This is a genomic window from Alishewanella sp. BS5-314 (assembly GCF_025377695.1).
GTDB lineage: Bacteria > Pseudomonadota > Gammaproteobacteria > Enterobacterales > Alteromonadaceae > Alishewanella > Alishewanella aestuarii.
The window spans coordinates 534,512-549,286 of the sequence record NZ_JACEHJ010000001.1 but is presented as its reverse complement, the minus strand read 5'-3'; the positions used below and the strand labels follow the sequence as shown (position 1 = coordinate 549,286).

Annotated in this window: 17 protein-coding genes; 9 read left to right on the top strand and 8 right to left on the bottom strand. The window is 47.4% G+C overall.

Going from position 1 to position 14,775, the window contains the following annotated elements:
• Window positions 1-9: 9 nt before the first annotated feature.
• Both aceF and lpdA read left to right on the top strand, forming a co-directional pair.
• Window positions 10-1,962 carry a pyruvate dehydrogenase complex dihydrolipoyllysine-residue acetyltransferase gene (aceF, locus tag H1D31_RS02565; RefSeq protein WP_261255743.1) on the top strand — a complete coding sequence of 651 codons (1,953 nt, stop codon included), beginning with the start codon at window positions 10-12 and terminating at the stop codon, window positions 1,960-1,962.
• A gap of 165 nt (window positions 1,963-2,127) precedes the next feature.
• Window positions 2,128-3,537 (top strand): dihydrolipoyl dehydrogenase, encoded by a 1,410-nt coding sequence (lpdA, locus tag H1D31_RS02560; RefSeq protein WP_261255741.1) that lies wholly within the window; start codon window positions 2,128-2,130, stop codon window positions 3,535-3,537.
• Window positions 3,538-3,601: 64 nt separating this feature from the next.
• Here lpdA and H1D31_RS02555 read toward each other — a convergent pair whose 3' ends face one another.
• Genes H1D31_RS02555 through H1D31_RS02545 form a run of 3 tightly spaced genes read right to left on the bottom strand, consistent with a single transcriptional unit; the run spans window position 3,602 to window position 7,558 of the window.
• The gene (locus tag H1D31_RS02555) at window positions 3,602-4,507 is read right to left on the bottom strand and encodes a hypothetical protein (RefSeq protein WP_261255738.1); all 906 of its coding nucleotides are present in this window, start codon (window positions 4,505-4,507) and stop codon (window positions 3,602-3,604) included.
• Window positions 4,500-6,287, bottom strand: a complete 1,788-nt coding sequence (locus tag H1D31_RS02550) for a hypothetical protein (protein ID WP_261255737.1) — start codon at window positions 6,285-6,287, stop codon at window positions 4,500-4,502. Before H1D31_RS02550 ends, H1D31_RS02555 begins: the two co-directional genes overlap by 8 nt.
• Complete coding sequence (locus H1D31_RS02545) at window positions 6,284-7,558, bottom strand: metallophosphoesterase family protein (protein WP_261255735.1); 1,275 nt, start codon at window positions 7,556-7,558, stop codon at window positions 6,284-6,286. Before H1D31_RS02545 ends, H1D31_RS02550 begins: the two co-directional genes overlap by 4 nt.
• A gap of 363 nt (window positions 7,559-7,921) precedes the next feature.
• On the opposite strand from H1D31_RS02545, the gene H1D31_RS02540 reads away from it, so the two are divergent.
• Both H1D31_RS02540 and H1D31_RS02535 read left to right on the top strand, forming a co-directional pair.
• Window positions 7,922-8,374: a DUF4826 family protein gene (locus H1D31_RS02540; protein ID WP_261255733.1), complete on the top strand. Its 453-nt coding sequence runs from the start codon at window positions 7,922-7,924 to the stop codon at window positions 8,372-8,374.
• 134 nt (window positions 8,375-8,508) lie between these two features.
• Window positions 8,509-8,955 carry a hypothetical protein gene (locus H1D31_RS02535; protein ID WP_261255731.1) on the top strand — a complete coding sequence of 149 codons (447 nt, stop codon included), beginning with the start codon at window positions 8,509-8,511 and terminating at the stop codon, window positions 8,953-8,955.
• 145 nt (window positions 8,956-9,100) lie between these two features.
• Here the strand turns inward: H1D31_RS02535 and H1D31_RS02530 are convergent, their stop codons facing one another.
• The gene (locus H1D31_RS02530) at window positions 9,101-9,598 is read right to left on the bottom strand and encodes an LURP-one-related/scramblase family protein (protein ID WP_261255729.1); all 498 of its coding nucleotides are present in this window, start codon (window positions 9,596-9,598) and stop codon (window positions 9,101-9,103) included.
• Window positions 9,599-9,700: 102 nt separating this feature from the next.
• On the opposite strand from H1D31_RS02530, the gene mntA reads away from it, so the two are divergent.
• Window positions 9,701-10,093 carry a type VII toxin-antitoxin system MntA family adenylyltransferase antitoxin gene (mntA, locus tag H1D31_RS02525; RefSeq protein ID WP_261255727.1) on the top strand — a complete coding sequence of 131 codons (393 nt, stop codon included), beginning with the start codon at window positions 9,701-9,703 and terminating at the stop codon, window positions 10,091-10,093.
• A complete protein-coding gene (gene hepT / locus H1D31_RS02520) occupies window positions 10,086-10,499 on the top strand; it encodes a type VII toxin-antitoxin system HepT family RNase toxin (protein WP_261255726.1) in 414 nt (137 codons plus the stop codon). Before mntA ends, hepT begins: the two co-directional genes overlap by 8 nt.
• A 3-nt stretch (window positions 10,500-10,502) precedes the next feature.
• Here hepT and H1D31_RS02515 read toward each other — a convergent pair whose 3' ends face one another.
• Window positions 10,503-11,114 carry a DUF2459 domain-containing protein gene (locus H1D31_RS02515; protein WP_261255723.1) on the bottom strand — a complete coding sequence of 204 codons (612 nt, stop codon included), beginning with the start codon at window positions 11,112-11,114 and terminating at the stop codon, window positions 10,503-10,505.
• 294 nt (window positions 11,115-11,408) lie between these two features.
• On the opposite strand from H1D31_RS02515, the gene H1D31_RS02510 reads away from it, so the two are divergent.
• Both H1D31_RS02510 and map read left to right on the top strand, forming a co-directional pair.
• The gene (locus H1D31_RS02510) at window positions 11,409-11,627 is read left to right on the top strand and encodes a ParD-like family protein (RefSeq protein ID WP_008609322.1); all 219 of its coding nucleotides are present in this window, start codon (window positions 11,409-11,411) and stop codon (window positions 11,625-11,627) included.
• Window positions 11,608-12,402 (top strand): type I methionyl aminopeptidase, encoded by a 795-nt coding sequence (gene map / locus H1D31_RS02505; RefSeq protein WP_261255720.1) that lies wholly within the window; start codon window positions 11,608-11,610, stop codon window positions 12,400-12,402. Before H1D31_RS02510 ends, map begins: the two co-directional genes overlap by 20 nt.
• On the opposite strand, the gene H1D31_RS02500 is transcribed toward map, so the two are convergent.
• From H1D31_RS02500 to H1D31_RS02490, 3 genes are all read right to left on the bottom strand, one after another.
• Window positions 12,399-12,647, bottom strand: a complete 249-nt coding sequence (locus H1D31_RS02500) for a DUF3297 family protein (protein WP_261255718.1) — start codon at window positions 12,645-12,647, stop codon at window positions 12,399-12,401. The genes map and H1D31_RS02500 overlap by 4 nt on opposite strands.
• Before the next feature lie 254 nt (window positions 12,648-12,901).
• Complete coding sequence (locus H1D31_RS02495) at window positions 12,902-13,612, bottom strand: PepSY domain-containing protein (protein ID WP_261255716.1); 711 nt, start codon at window positions 13,610-13,612, stop codon at window positions 12,902-12,904.
• Window positions 13,613-13,656: 44 nt separating this feature from the next.
• Window positions 13,657-14,088 carry a copper chaperone PCu(A)C gene (locus tag H1D31_RS02490; RefSeq protein WP_261255714.1) on the bottom strand — a complete coding sequence of 144 codons (432 nt, stop codon included), beginning with the start codon at window positions 14,086-14,088 and terminating at the stop codon, window positions 13,657-13,659.
• Window positions 14,089-14,282: 194 nt separating this feature from the next.
• On the opposite strand from H1D31_RS02490, the gene H1D31_RS02485 reads away from it, so the two are divergent.
• Window positions 14,283-14,762: a TlpA family protein disulfide reductase gene (locus H1D31_RS02485; protein WP_008950983.1), complete on the top strand. Its 480-nt coding sequence runs from the start codon at window positions 14,283-14,285 to the stop codon at window positions 14,760-14,762.
• Window positions 14,763-14,775: the final 13 nt, after the last annotated feature.

Sequence of the window (14,775 nt, the reverse complement as noted above, 5' to 3'; positions counted from 1 at the left end):
GGATTTGTCATGACGATTGAAATTAAAGTACCAGATATTGGTACCGATGAAGTAGAAGTGACCGAGATCCTGGTAAAGGTGGGTGACGTTGTTGCTGCCGACCAGTCGCTGTTAAGCGTAGAAGGTGACAAGGCTTCAATGGAAGTACCTGCTGCCGTGGCCGGCACAGTACAGGAAATTAAGGTTAAGGTAGGCGATAAAGTTAAAACCGGTAGCCTGATTATGGTCTTTGCCGGTGCCGAAGCCAAAACCGAAGCCAAGGCTGCGCCAGTGCCAGCCGAAACGCCAGCCGCCCCGGCACCCGCAGCAGCGGCCAGCGCCGAGGTAAAAAGTGCAGAAGTAAAAGAAGTGCAGGTTCCGGATATCGGTGGCGATGAAGTCGAAGTCACCGAGATTATGGTTAAGGTTGGCGATAGCGTCACGGCCGACCAGTCACTGCTCAGCGTCGAAGGTGACAAGGCCTCGATGGAAGTGCCAGCGCCGTTTGCCGGTGTGGTCAAAGAAATCAAAGTACAGGCCGGCAGCAAGGTGAAAACCGGCAGCCTGATTATGCTGTTCGAAGTTGCCGCCAGCGGCAAAGCGCCGGCCGCTGCGGCTCCAGCCAGTGCACCAGCCAGTGCGCCGGCTGCTGCCAGCACAGAGCAAAAAGACGTTAAGGTACCGGATATCGGTGGTGACGAAGTCGAAGTCACCGAGATTATGGTCAAGGTTGGCGATACCGTTGCGGCCGATCAGTCACTGCTTAGCGTTGAAGGCGACAAGGCCTCGATGGAAGTGCCAGCGCCATTCGCCGGTGTGGTAAAAGAAATTAAGGTACAAACCGGTAGCAAGGTGAAAACCGGCAGCCTGATTATGGTGTTCGAAGTAGCCGGTGCCGCCAAAGCAGCCGCGCCTGCCGCTGCCAGTACAGCTGCTACCACTGCAGCTGCTACCACTGCTACCGCACCAACGGCTAGCGCCAGCCCAGCGGCTGCGCCAACAACGACGGCAGCGGCTGATGGCTTTGTGGCTAACAGTGCCTATGCGCATGCTTCGCCGGTGATCCGCCGCTTAGCGCGCGAGTTTGGCATTAACCTGGCCAAGGTAACAGGCACTGGCCGTAAAGGCCGCGTCGTGAAAGAAGACGTGCAGAACTACGTGAAGCAGTTAGTGAAGCAGGTAGAAAGCGGTGCCGCACCGGCTGCTGCCGCAACTTCTGCTGGCGGTAACAATATGGGCTTTGACTTACTGGCTTGGCCAAAAGTCGATTTTGCCAAGTTTGGTGCCGTAGAAGAGAAACCGCTGTCGCGGATCCAGAAAATCTCTGGTGCCAACCTGCATCGTAACTGGGTACGTATTCCGCATGTCACCCAGTTTGACGAAGCCGATATCACTGGCCTGGAAGAATTCCGCAAAGAGCAGAATGCGCTGGCGGATAAGAAAAAGATGGGCGTTAAATACACCCCGCTGGTCTTTATTATGAAAGCGGTGGCCAAGGCGCTGGAAGAGTTCCCAACCTTTAACAGCTCTTTATCAGAAGATGGCGCCAGCCTGATCCTGAAAAAGTATGTGCATTTAGGCATTGCTGTTGATACGCCAAATGGCCTGGTGGTGCCGGTGGTACGGGATGTTAACAAAAAAGGCATTATCGAATTATCCCGCGAGCTGCAGGACATTTCGGTGAAGGCGCGCGAAGGTAAACTGACTGCCAGCGATATGCAGGGCGGCTGCTTTACTATCTCCAGCCTGGGTGGCATTGGCGGTACCGCCTTTACCCCTATCGTTAACGCGCCGGAAGTGGCCATTTTGGGTGTCTCTAAATCCGACATCAAACCAAAATGGAATGGCAAAGAGTTTGAGCCTAAGCTGATGCTGCCATTATCGGTATCCTACGACCATAGGGTAATTGACGGTGCCCTGGCGGCGCGCTTTACTGCCACCTTAGCCAGTTATCTGGCCGATATCCGGCAAATTATTATGTAAAAAAGCCATTACGCCACGAAAAGTGGCGTAATTTTCACTCAGCCATGCAATCTATGGTTACAGAGCGGCGGCTCTGATGTTAAAATTCCGCCAATTTTTTCGCCTGACAGCCCTTGCCCTACACTTGGCTGTTGGAAAAATTTACTGATGATAAAAGGTAAAATGATGAGCAACGAAATCAAAACCCAAGTGGTAGTGCTGGGCGCAGGCCCTGGCGGTTACTCTGCAGCCTTCCGTGCCGCAGACTTAGGCTTAGAAGTAACACTGGTTGAAGCACGCAGCACCTTAGGTGGCGTATGCTTAAACGTGGGTTGTATCCCATCTAAAGCACTGCTGCACGTTGCAAAAGTGATTGACGATGCCAAAGAAATGGCCTCACACGGCGTGACCTTTGGCGCACCGGAAATTGATTTAGATAAAATCCGTGCCTGGAAAGACAAGGTAATTGGTCAGCTGACCAACGGCCTGGGCGGCATGGCGAAAATGCGCAAAGTGAAGGTGGTTAACGGCTACGGTAAATTTACCGGCGCGAACACCTTACAGGTTGGCGATACTACCATTACTTTTGAACACGCTATTATTGCGGCCGGTTCAGAGCCAGTAGCCCTGCCATTTATTCCAAAAGATGACCGCGTAATCGACTCTACCGGCGCGCTGGAATTACAAGATATCCCTGGCGAAATGCTGGTATTAGGTGGCGGTATTATCGGCCTGGAAATGGGTACCGTATACCGTGCGCTGGGTTCTAAAGTCTCAGTAGTAGAATTTGCTGATCAGTTAGTACCGGCCGCTGATGCCGATATCGTTAAAGCCTACACCAAGTACAACAGCAAAAACTTCAACATTATGCTGTCGACCAAGGTAACAGCAGTAGAAGCCAAGAAAGATGGTTTATATGTGACGTTTGAAGGCAAAAACGCCCCGGCTAACCCGGTACGTTACGATAAGATCTTAGTTGCGGTTGGCCGTAAGCCAAACGGCAACCTGTTAGACGCGGCCAAAGCCGGTGTTAACGTCGATGAGCGTGGCTTTATCAATGTTGATAAGCAACTGCGCACCAACGTGCCACACATCTATGCTATCGGTGACGTGATCGGTCAGCCAATGTTAGCGCATAAAGCGGTACACGAAGGCCACGTAGCGGCTGAAGTGATCTCCGGCTTAAAGCACTTCTTCGATCCACGCTGCATTCCATCAGTCGCTTATACCGATCCAGAAATGGCTTGGGTAGGTGTAACTGAGAAAGAAGCAAAAGAGCAAGGCTTAAAAGTAGAAACGGCCACCTTCCCATGGGCAGCCTCTGGCCGCGCTATCGCCTCAGCCCGTACTGAAGGCTTTACCAAGCTGATTTTCGACAAAGAAACTCACCGCATTCTGGGTGGCGCCATTGTCGGTATTAACGCCGGTGAAATGCTGGGTGAAATCTGCTTAGCAGTAGAAATGGGTGCCGACGCCGAAGATATCGCGTTAACCATCCACGCTCACCCAACGCTAAACGAGTCTATCGGCTTAGCGGCAGAGATCTACGAAGGTTCTATCACCGACCTGCCAAATCCGAAGGCGAAGAAGAAGTAATTTTTCTGAGTTTTGAAAAAATGAAGGCCGCTAATGCGGCCTTTGTTTTATATGAAACTTATAATCAAATTATCTTTATCTTTTCATTAGTTTCAACCTTAAATTTAAAGCCGAAAGTCTTTGCTGATTGCCTGTCTTGGGCAACTAATGACTCATCATCTTCTCCGCTTACATACCAAACGGCACATTGAGGGTGAGCGATAGCTGCAATCAAAGTTGTCATATAAAATATTCGCGGTCCAAATGGAAATAAAACAATTTTATATCTACTACCATAGCTAGATAAAAGCTTATCTACCATGAAAATAGATTCAATTGGGTTCTCAACGTCATACTCAATCTTACTGTTTTTATCGACAGCATTTAAAAGTGCTTCATTAGCGCTGAAAACATCGTTTTTATACTGTGATTCTGAGGAATTTGGTATAAATAAAATTGTCTTTGAACTTTCTAAATATTCAATTGCACCAAGAGCCTTATCACGTTCATAGCCTAACCCAACGATAGTCATTACGGGCAAGCCAGGTTTTGAAGGCCATCCCGTAAAAGTATCATTTACCGGTTGGACTCTTTTATTGGGTGCGAATAAATCGTTTGGGGGGGTGTACCTAGCTAGAGAATAGACAATATTAATTTCAAGTGAATGTTTTCTACTAAGCCTAAGTATTGTCGATATTATATCAGCTATCATCTTTCTCGAAATTAGAGATATATCTATGAGTAACCTAAATGGAGATTTGCCTAAGTTATTTTCATATATTTTATCTTCCAAAGCTTCTAATATTTTTTTTCTATCGAAAGATTCCATAAGTTCAATGACCTTATTGCTGAAACTCTCAATGTGGGGTATAACTGTATTTAACGAGCGCTCTTCACCATGCTTAAATATAATTCCATGACATGATTGAGCCTCATTCATGATCGAAAATTCATCTAAATTTTTAATAAGTTCTACGCTGTAATCAATCATCAAACAAATTCCTTTGTTGTGGCTCACAAGGCTCTTCTTTAATTGACGGCGTTGAGCTGCTATGGGTTAGTATAGTACTAAGATTAATGCCTTTTTCGGTTCTAAGTGGTAGCTCAAACTTGGGAGCGAGAAGATAAGATATTCTAAATCGCATCCCGTCAATATCCTTATAAGTTCCAAAAGTTTTATCATTATCTATCAATACAATAGCGCCATGGTTCCATGCAATCATTAGAGAATTCTTTACATCCTGAGAAATTTTATTGTCTATTGTAAATGAGCCCACCACAGAGGATTTAAAATCGAAATCAATAATTTTGGAGTTGAAATATTTCGATATCTTCTCAAGTAAATCAAATGGAGGATAGTTGCAAGATATTCCCATATTGTCATTTAAAGCAGTTGTTTTTAACATTGCACAGTAACTGTTTGTTACTCTGTAAATGCTATCCATTTGTTTTGATTCATCTATTCTTGATACTATTTTTTCGTCGGTTATTAATGACCTAATAGTCGCGATTAACCATCTTGGGTTGCCTTCACTAATCCTAGTTATCGCTTCCCAGCCAGAATAAAATTCTGTTAACTTTTTCCGCCCCTTTCGCTTGCCATTTGAATTTAGAAAAGCATTTCTAAAGGCTACGAGTAGCGATATTTTTCTAATGTTGCTACTTGGCGATGCATTATTTGCAAATTCAGTTTTATATTCTATTTTTTTATCTAATAGAAAGCTTTTAAAAGTAACATCCTTTTCTTCTAATTCAGAAAACTGTTTTGACCAGTCAGATGCACCTCCTGGTTTATTACTTATAAACTTTGTAATACCAAAAATTTGTTCTGGCTCCTCGATTTCGAATCTGTTTTTAACAATGTTCCCGCAGAAACTTGAAATATCAGAGAATTTGTTGAACCATAGTTCTACAACTGAGTAATCATGTACAGAGCTTGTATTATATTTTATGTCTTGGTGAACTCCACAGGGAACCAACGCTACTTTAAACATGATTTTTTTTGCGGATGACCTCATGTTTGCTAGTACCGAGTCCAACAAATATTTTGGTGCTATTTCGAATTCGTCGAGAAGAACTGCCCATCTCTGATCATTGCGGTCTAACGCAAAATCGATAGCGCTAAATATTGATTCTAGAGATTGCTTTAGCTCTATTGTGGAAAATGGAAGCTCTTGTCTCAAAATACTAAGGGTAAGATTTCCGTCATCACATTTTTGGCGACAGAAAGCTCCTAAATCGGCTAGTCTTTGATTTAATGCAATTCTTATTCTTGATATAGAAACTCTATCTAATGATATTTTCAGTGTTGAGCAAATGGCATTAAATGCATCATATATTCGTTCATACCTGCTTTGTATGAATTCATTTCCGGCTTCATTCTGAACGGATTTTATGTAGTACTCGATTGCTTCAACAGTTGCTAAGTAAACATGAGTGCAAAAAGCAATGTATGCGAATTCGTCAGCTGCATCTCTATTAACTCCAGCATTATTAAGTGTTCTAATCATTTCTCCCCAGACTATATCGCCAGGTACATAAACTCCTTGGTAGTCGACATAACGATTTTTTTTATTAATTTTCTCCCATTTAGGTAGTACGTCATTACTCAGCATTCTAAGTATTGTAGTCTTACCGCTGCCTCGTGGCCCTATTAAAATCGTATGTCCATGTTTTGCTGTCTCTTCAAAATGAGAAGAGACTACAAAGGTTTCTGCAATTTCGCTGCTTTTTAGATGCTTTGCATTCAGAGAATCGAAAAATATTTTCAAGTTGCCTTCTCCGTCTTTGATAGGCTTTCAATTTCTCCATCGTCATTGTAGTTAATATCAATATCGAAGTTTGATAGCTCTTCTTTCAAATGTTCGTAGTCAGTTGGCATAAGATAATTTAAATCATCATGGGTTTCTTTTAGTTTTTCCCAATCTACGGGAATAGGATTAGATACATCGTTGGATATTCTCTCAGCCAAATCCTCAATGCAATTCTCAAGCCCAAAGCCAACGCCTGTAAATATTCCATCTTTTATGCTCTTCGAAATTGACCACTGATTACCTTTCCAGCTCCATGCTTGGACTGTACCTTTAAGCCCACCTCTAATTTTTGTTTTGTGAATTCTTAAAATGTAAAACTGATTTTGAAAACCGTCCTCGCCTAGTAATGCTTTATGCGAAGATAATGTTCCCGCCGCGAAAACAACAGAACGCTTCGATCCACCTGCACTATATGATATTTTTGCGTGATGTTTGTGACCATGAATTACAATCCAATCGCCATATTTATTTAAAAGGGCTAGAAGTTCAGTACCTCTTTGCATAAAATCATAAGCCCCAAGGTTTTTGTCCTCATGCTGAATTGGGTGATGATGACATAGGAAAATTCCTATCTTTTTATTCTTTCTGTCGTATATTTTTTTTAGAGAACGATCAAGCCAATTCAAAGTTGACTCGGAAATGTAGCCCTTTTCATATGTTTCTTTGTTTGAGGAGTGCCTGCCGCAGCTGTTGAATATTATTAATCTATATTCCTTGCTGTCATCATAGATTAGGTAATCTGTTCCAAAATAATGGACTCTATTGTCATGCTTTTTGTCTTCGTCGGTAACAGACTCTGCAACCAAAGGATATTCTGGACTGAGCTTTTTAAGATTCTCAGTAAGATCATTTATGTAATTTAGATCTCTGACTGGATTAGTAATTTCTACAGGACGGCTTTGTACATCGTGGTTCCCGGTTGCTACGGCGAGGACTTTAGAGCTTAAAGCCTTTTTCAGATCTTGTAACTTTTCCCAAGCACAAAATAGGCCTTTTTCATTAGCATTTGTGGTTATATCGCCTGGACAAACTAGCATGTCCGCATGGATCTTCTCTCTTTCTATTTTTGCTATTAGTTCTTTCCATAGATTTGTCGTTGGATTGTTTTGCTCGTCAATAGTTAGCCAAGACGCTTTTCCTTCATCCATTACCGCTTGCTTATCAATAAAATGCAGGTCACTTACTACTGCTATTTTTAAAAAGTCGGTATCCATTATGTCTTTTTTCATGTATTAAATTCATTGCATTAAAAAGATGTGATTTATTCTGCTTTTTTAGCTAAGTAATGCTTGAAAAAGTTGCTAAATAGTTTTTTGATTAAAACAGATTTACCTAAATTCTTTTATTGGTCAAGACTTATTAATTTTATGCGACCTTCTGAGTTAGGTTCCGAGGCGTCTAGGCTGGGGCAGTGGTACGGATCAGAGCATACATTCAAGAACCTTTGGAAAAATGCTGGAACAGTTGTAACCCAGTGACTTGTCCAATTAGGCAAACATTGCTCTCAAAGTCGTTAGCTTGCGCAGTAAATTTCAGCAGAAGTTGTTACCATAACCACAGGTAACAACTGTATTCAATGCTGGAGCTTGAAGATGGATTTAGACGACGCGCAAGACTGGGCCTGGTGTGACAGCCAGTTTGCGGCCATTGAAACTTACGTAAAAACCCAGCAAATCCCGCATGGTATGATTTGCGACTGGCCGGAATGGTATACCGCGCCTTATGTTGGGTTATGGGCAGTAGAGAACCCAGAGGATCCGGGGTTTGTTGGGCACTGGATCCTGGCCGGCGATAGCACCGGCGCACAGCCTCAACCCGTGCCATTTGACCACCTTAGCGCCACCGATTTACCCGAGCCCCGTGATGCGATGGCCGCCTTTGCACGTAAATGGAGCACGCTTGCCGCTGCCGCCAATAAAGGTATAGCCTGGCAAGGCAGCCCGGAGCTTAGCGGCGATTTGGCCGCCAAAGCGAAACAACTTAGCCGTCAGGCGCAGTTGCTGGCGCTGTGGGCGGCTGATGATGAGTTATGGGATTTGGATTAACCTGAATTTTGCGAGTGATGATTGGTGTGGGTGGAATAGGATTGTTTTACTTTAACATATTGTTAATTTCCGTGTTGTTGATTGACACGCTGTTTTTAGGCAATGTCTTTTCCCTGCAGTGGCACAGCCCCAAAATGATGTATCTGATAAGTGCTTATCTGGTACCGGTAAAATTTTTGCTGACAGTGCTGGCGCTTGCCTTACTAAGGCGCACTGTACTTAGCGGCTGGCGTAACCTGGTGTGCCATACCATGAGTGGTTTAGCTGTGATTCAGTTAGTACTGATGAGCCTGGTCGGGGTTGGGTATATCTTTGCTGGTTTTGCACCACTTAGCGAGCAGTTTAGGGTGCAAGGAAACATTGCTGTTTATACCGCTGATCCTGGCGCGATGGGGCGGGCTTATCACTATTTCAGTTATTTTTGCCGCAATGATTTTGGCTTTTACCGGCTTACCCCGATTAGCCGCTTAGATTGGTTGGGCGACTTTACAATTAGCGAACAGCAAGCAGAGTTGGTGATTACCCCTTTACGTAACAACACTGATGCTGTGCGCTTATCGTTAATTGGCTATTCGTGCTAAGTAAAAAACCAGACCTTAGACTTTCGGGAGCAGATACCGAAGCGCTGTGTCGAGGATCCTATTTTGGCTATTCAAGCAAATGCTGTGTGGCTGCCATTTGCTGGTGCAGTATGCGAAGGACGTGCAGCGGCATGCCGCTAAACCCTTAGTCCCCCACACCAGAATTACGATCACTATGCTGCAAGCGGTCAATCACTATTACTACCGCCAAAAGTTGCGCTGTCCACTCCGGTTTTAGGATCTGCACCGCATAGGTATCAGACCAGCTAAACCATTTTTTTGAGATACTGGCAATCAGCTGGCCCTGTTGGCGGATTTCGTATTCGTGTTGCCAGAAATTGCCGGTCATCTCTAATTGCCCGTGCGGCGTTTCCACCACAAAGCGGCTTTTTAACAACGCCCAGAACCGCTTGCGCACCAGCCATTCGCTGCCATCGTTATTAACAATCCGGCAGGCGGGTAACAGCGTCAGGTATTTGCGGCGGATCTTTAGTAGTGGCTGGGCGCTGGCATTAAACAGCGTTTGGCTACCGCTAAAACTAAAGACCTTACCTTTTACCATGTAGGCCGCACGGCCGCGCTCATCTTCAATGCTAAAGCTATCGCTTAGGCTAAGCAGTTTTTGTTTAATCAGATATTTCATACTGGTTGTCCTCGCATTAGCACACTAGGGCCTCGCTCACCATTTTGCTGAAAGTATGTTAACTTATACATAAACCTGATGCGTGATTTTTAAGGTGTTTTTATGCAGCAAGCCGCTGTGCTTAATCGTTTAGTATTGCTGGCAGCCGCCAATTCTCAGATAGCGGCATTGTGGCTATACGGCTCGCGTGCGCGCGGCACTGCCGGCGCCGCCAGTGACTACGATTTGGCGGTACTGTTTGCTGACTATCAAAACGATCCGGTTGAGCGTCGTTTGGCGCCGGAGTTACTGGCGTTGGATTGGCAAAGCGAGCTATCGGATATTCAATTATCTGTGCTTGATGTGCAGCAAGTGCCACTACCACTGGCTTTTACTGTAGTAAGCGACAATACCTTACTGTATTGCCGCGATGATTTTGCCAGGCTGGAGTTTGAACGCCGCACGCTGTCAAAGTGGGAAATTGATCACCTTTACCATAAGGCGCACTATGCTTAATGCCTATTTAGACCATATCGAAGAACATTGTAGTGCCAGCCTGGAGTTGCTGGAGCAACTGGCAACAATCGCCAGTCAGCAACCTTTATCCCGTATTGAGCAAAGTGCTGCAGAACGCCAGCTGCAAGTGTTGGTTGAAGCGGCAATTGGTGTCGCTAAACAGTGGGTCAAAGCCGTTAGTGGTTCAGCACCTGCTGATGCCTATGGTAGTTTTGAAAAACTCAGTCAACTCGGTAAGCTAAGCGGTAATGAACTGCTGCAATGGCGAAAAATTATTGGGTTGCGTAATGCGCTGGTGCACGATTATTTAAATTTTAGCGTCGATGTATTGCAGCGGGTATTAGTGCAGCGGCAATTTTTACAGGTCTTTCAGTTTATTCAGCTCGCCAGTGCATCGTTACGATAACGGCTAACGCTGCGTAGGTTCTGCATTCTTAACCTGCCAATTACCCCATACCGGGTTACCCTCTACCTTAAGCCCCAGCGCTCTTAACCAGTCGGCGGCCTGATGGTTGGAGTTATAGTGCATGGTATAGGGCTTATCGCTGGGGATAAAACTAAGATGGCGCTCAGGGCTGTAAAAAGGCGCGGTCTGACTACGCTGAAATTGTTGCTCCAGGGTTTGGATCAGGGCATCGACTTTGGCGGCTTCAAGCTGAAATTGCCAGCGCTGGCTAATACCAACGCCGATTTGCGCTTCGAGGTTTTCTCCGGTGCTGGCCGGGGCGATCTGTTGCCGGCCCAGTGCGCCTTTACTGTCCAGAAATAACGCCCGGCTGCCGCTGGCCAGGCTTTGCTCGTTCGCAACATACCAGGCCCAGTCACCAAAGGAATAACGCAGCCGGCTTTGATCGGCGGCGGTCAGCAGAATAGAGCTGTGGCGACCATGCAGCAGTAACTGCACTTCACGCGGCTCTGCCACCTGTGCCGGCAAGCTAATGGTGGCGCTGCAGCCGCTTACTAGCAGCAAGGGTAAGCAAATTAACAGTATCAACACTCTTGGTATCAAAACGTTCTGCATCAATGCTCTCCCCATAACTATTTTGTGCATAACTACTTTGTGCATAACTATTTTGCGCTTTAGTGGCCGCATCCTGGCTCCTTAGTCTTTACCTATAACGGCGGCGATTTTTCTGGCCCAGCCTGACCGCGTTAAGCCAGAGCAGCCTTTACATCATAATAGCGACTTTTGGCGCAGGCAGCGCGGATCCGCAGCCGGTTAGATCGCGGCTTAAGGCGCTTGCGATGACTGCACTAGGAATGAATATATACTTCATATATAATTCGTATATTGCGAACTGCAGGAGTCAGGAACTTGGGTATTGTAAAAATTGCCGATGAGCTACACGAAGAAATTCGCAAAGCCAGTGGCGCTATGTCGCGCTCGATTAATGCGCAGGCGGAGTTTTGGCTAAAAATGGGCATGCTTGCTGAGCTGCATCCGACCCTTAATTATCAGCAACTGGTGGTAATGCTGTTACAGCAGGCTGATGTGAAATGGGCGGGGGGCCTGGATGAGCGGCGTTCAGCTTAAAACGGCGGCCGAGCTGGCGTTACAGCGCGAGGCTGGCCGGTTGTTAACCCGGGTGTTTGCGATGCTGGATACCGCGATCACGGCCGGAATTTCAACCCTGCAAATTAATGAACTGGCTGAGCGCTATATCGTCGATGAGTTACAAGCCCGCCCGGCCAGTAAGGGCCAGTATGGCTTTGCCTATGTGCTAAATACCTCGGTGAATGAGGTGGTGTGTCACGGCGTGCCGTCGGCCAGCCAACGCTTAAAAAACGGCGATATTATCAACGTCGATATTACGTTGGAAAAACATGGCTTTATTGCCGATTCCAGCAAGATGTATCTGATTGGCGAGGTGACACCGGCAGCCCGGCAGTTGGTCGCCGACTGCTATCAGGCGTTGTGGCTGGGTATTAAAGCGGTTAAGCCCGGCGCCCGGCTGGGCGATATTGGTTTTGCTATTGAGCAGTTTGCCGTAAGCCGCGGCTATAGCGTGGTGCGGGAATACTGTGGACATGGCATTGGCCGCGAGATGCACGAAGCGCCGCAGGTGCTGCATTATGGTGCCGCCGGCAGCGGTATGCTGTTAAAGCCCGGCATGGTATTTACGATTGAGCCGATGCTTAATCAGGGCAGCGCCAAAGTGAAAACCAAAAAAGATGGCTGGACTGTGGTCACCCGTGATAAGAAATTATCGGCACAGTGGGAGCATACCGTGGCGGTAACAGAAAACGGGGTAGAGGTATTAACGCTGCGCCCGGAGGAACTGGCGCAGCAGTTAGCAACGGCTGATTAGCGGTAAAAGGCTTCTACTGCGCCTTTTACGGTCAGTAATAATGGCTGGCCGCGGCGATCCAGTGCCTTGGCAGACGCGACCTTTACCCAGCCTTCGCTGATGCAATATTCTTCTACGTCAAAACGCTCTTTACCGTTGAGCTTAATGCCTACTTCATGCTCAAAAATTGCCGCATCATAGAATTTGCTGCGTGGATTTACTGATAAACGGTCTGGTAAGGTCGGGCGGGTGCTGCTGTCGGTCATCTTGATTCTGCCATTAAAATTGCGATGCGGCATTGTAGGCAATGCCGACAGCGCACTCAAGCCTATACTCAATGGATTTCAAAATGCACGTAGGCGGCAAGGCCGTGAATCCCCATGAGCTTAGCCATACTAAGTGATTGGGCCGGGCTGGCGCTCCAGTTCACGAACGCAGCCAACCCCCGTGCATTTTGAAAGACGAGAAGTATATTTATCAGCCCGGATAAGCGCACTGGTGCCGGTAAAACGCCCGGGAGCTATGCGGCATAGCGCCGTCTTGGGCGCAGCCGCTGCCAGAGTAGTACCAGACCGGTGAGGGTAAACAGCAAAGCTGCGGCCGCGCTGCTAATTAACAGCGGGTTATTAAAGTTACTGCGGTCGCGGTAATCCATAATATGTAGCATCCAGAAAAAGTCGAAGCTGCGCCAGCCCTGGGTTCTGACCCGCTGCACTACGCCGGTTGCCGGATCCAGATAAAAGGTGGTGTGTTCGGCATCGCTAAACTGTACCTGCCACAGCGGTGGTGTCAGATTTTTCACTTCTGCTGGCAGCTGCGATAGCAAATGGCTTTGTTGTAACTGGCCAGCGCCAAGATATTGGGCGGCTGCCAATTGCCGGATCTGCGGCTCGGTTAATGGTTCCAGCATGGCACCTGTGGCCGCGTGATAGCGATATAACTGCCCCTGATCTGCTACCAGATAGACGGGTATAGCGGCAAGTTGCTGCTCCTGCAGTATAAGTCGCTGGCTCAGCGTCAGGCTGGCACCGGCCTGATGTTTCGCCAGCACAGTGGCGGGAGCCAGTGCAGCACTTTGCCAGTCGCTGGCCAGAGTTTGTCGCAGATGTTCGCCCCGCACCTGTTCAATCGGCATAATGGCCATCACCAGGCCGCTTAAAAACCAGCAGATAATCTGCATGACCAGGATTAGGCCCAGCCAGTTATGTAGCCAACGGCAAAGTTTAAGCATGCGGCATCCTGCGGCGCCAAAGGGGACCTTGGGCGCTAAAATGTCTAGCGGCGCGGCATTTCAGCCAGTGGCAGCTCAAAGTCCTGGCTGCTGCCATCGGCAAAGTATAGCGAAACCCGGACGCTGCCGCCGAGGCGCAGCTCGACCTGCGGTTCGAATAGCATCAGGTGCAAACCACCGGGTTGAAACACCAGGGTAGCGCCGGGCTCGAGACTAATCGATTCGACTTCCACCATCCGCATCACGTCATCCTGGCGGATATGTTGGTGCAATTCCACCCGGGCAAAGGCCGGGCTGCTGGCCTTAACCAGCTCCACTTCATGGCTGGCACTGTTTTCTGCGGTAAAGTAACCGGCGGTTACGGTTCTGCCCGGCATCGGCAGCCGTACTTCGCCCTGTTTTAATACTAAGGGGGCGGCGGCAACAAGGGGTGATGTGAAACCAAGCAGCAAGATCAAAGCGGGCAGAAAACGCATAACAGGTCCTTGATAGAGTAAGCCATATCCTGCCTACGGTAGCGATAAAGCGGCGCCCTGACAAGTGATGAGCCAGCGGGTGCGACAATATGTCGCACTGCTATTGCCTTCAGCCAATTGTCTGGGGCAGGCTGGATCTTGATCAGCAAAGCAGGCTACAGTCTGACTATGATTGTTGTCTGGCAGAGTTGTGCATGAAATCCTGGATTTTAAGTATCGTATTAGCGCTGGCGATTTTTTTTGGCCTAAGCTGGTATAAAGAGCGGCCATTATTAGCCAGTGGTACGCCCGCGCCAGCCTTTATTGCCATTGCGGCCGATGGCGCTTTGTTCCGCTCTGCTGAGCTGGAGGGGCAGCAAACCCTGTTATATTTTTTTGCGCCCTGGTGCGGCATCTGCCGCTTAAGTATGCCTAACCTGAAGTACCTGCAAGCCGATAACGACGGACTGGCCGTTTATGCCATTGCCTTACAGTATGATTCGGCAGAGCAGGTGGCAGACTTTGTCGCCGATCTGGATTTACAGGTGCCGGTATTGTTGGGTAATCAACAACTAGCGGTCGATTATCAGATCCAGGCGTTTCCAACCTACTATGTGCTGGATGCTCAGGGGCAGGTCACGGCGAAATCCTTAGGCTACAGTACAGCGCTGGGGCTTTGGTTGCGCAGTCGCTAGCGGCTGGCACTAC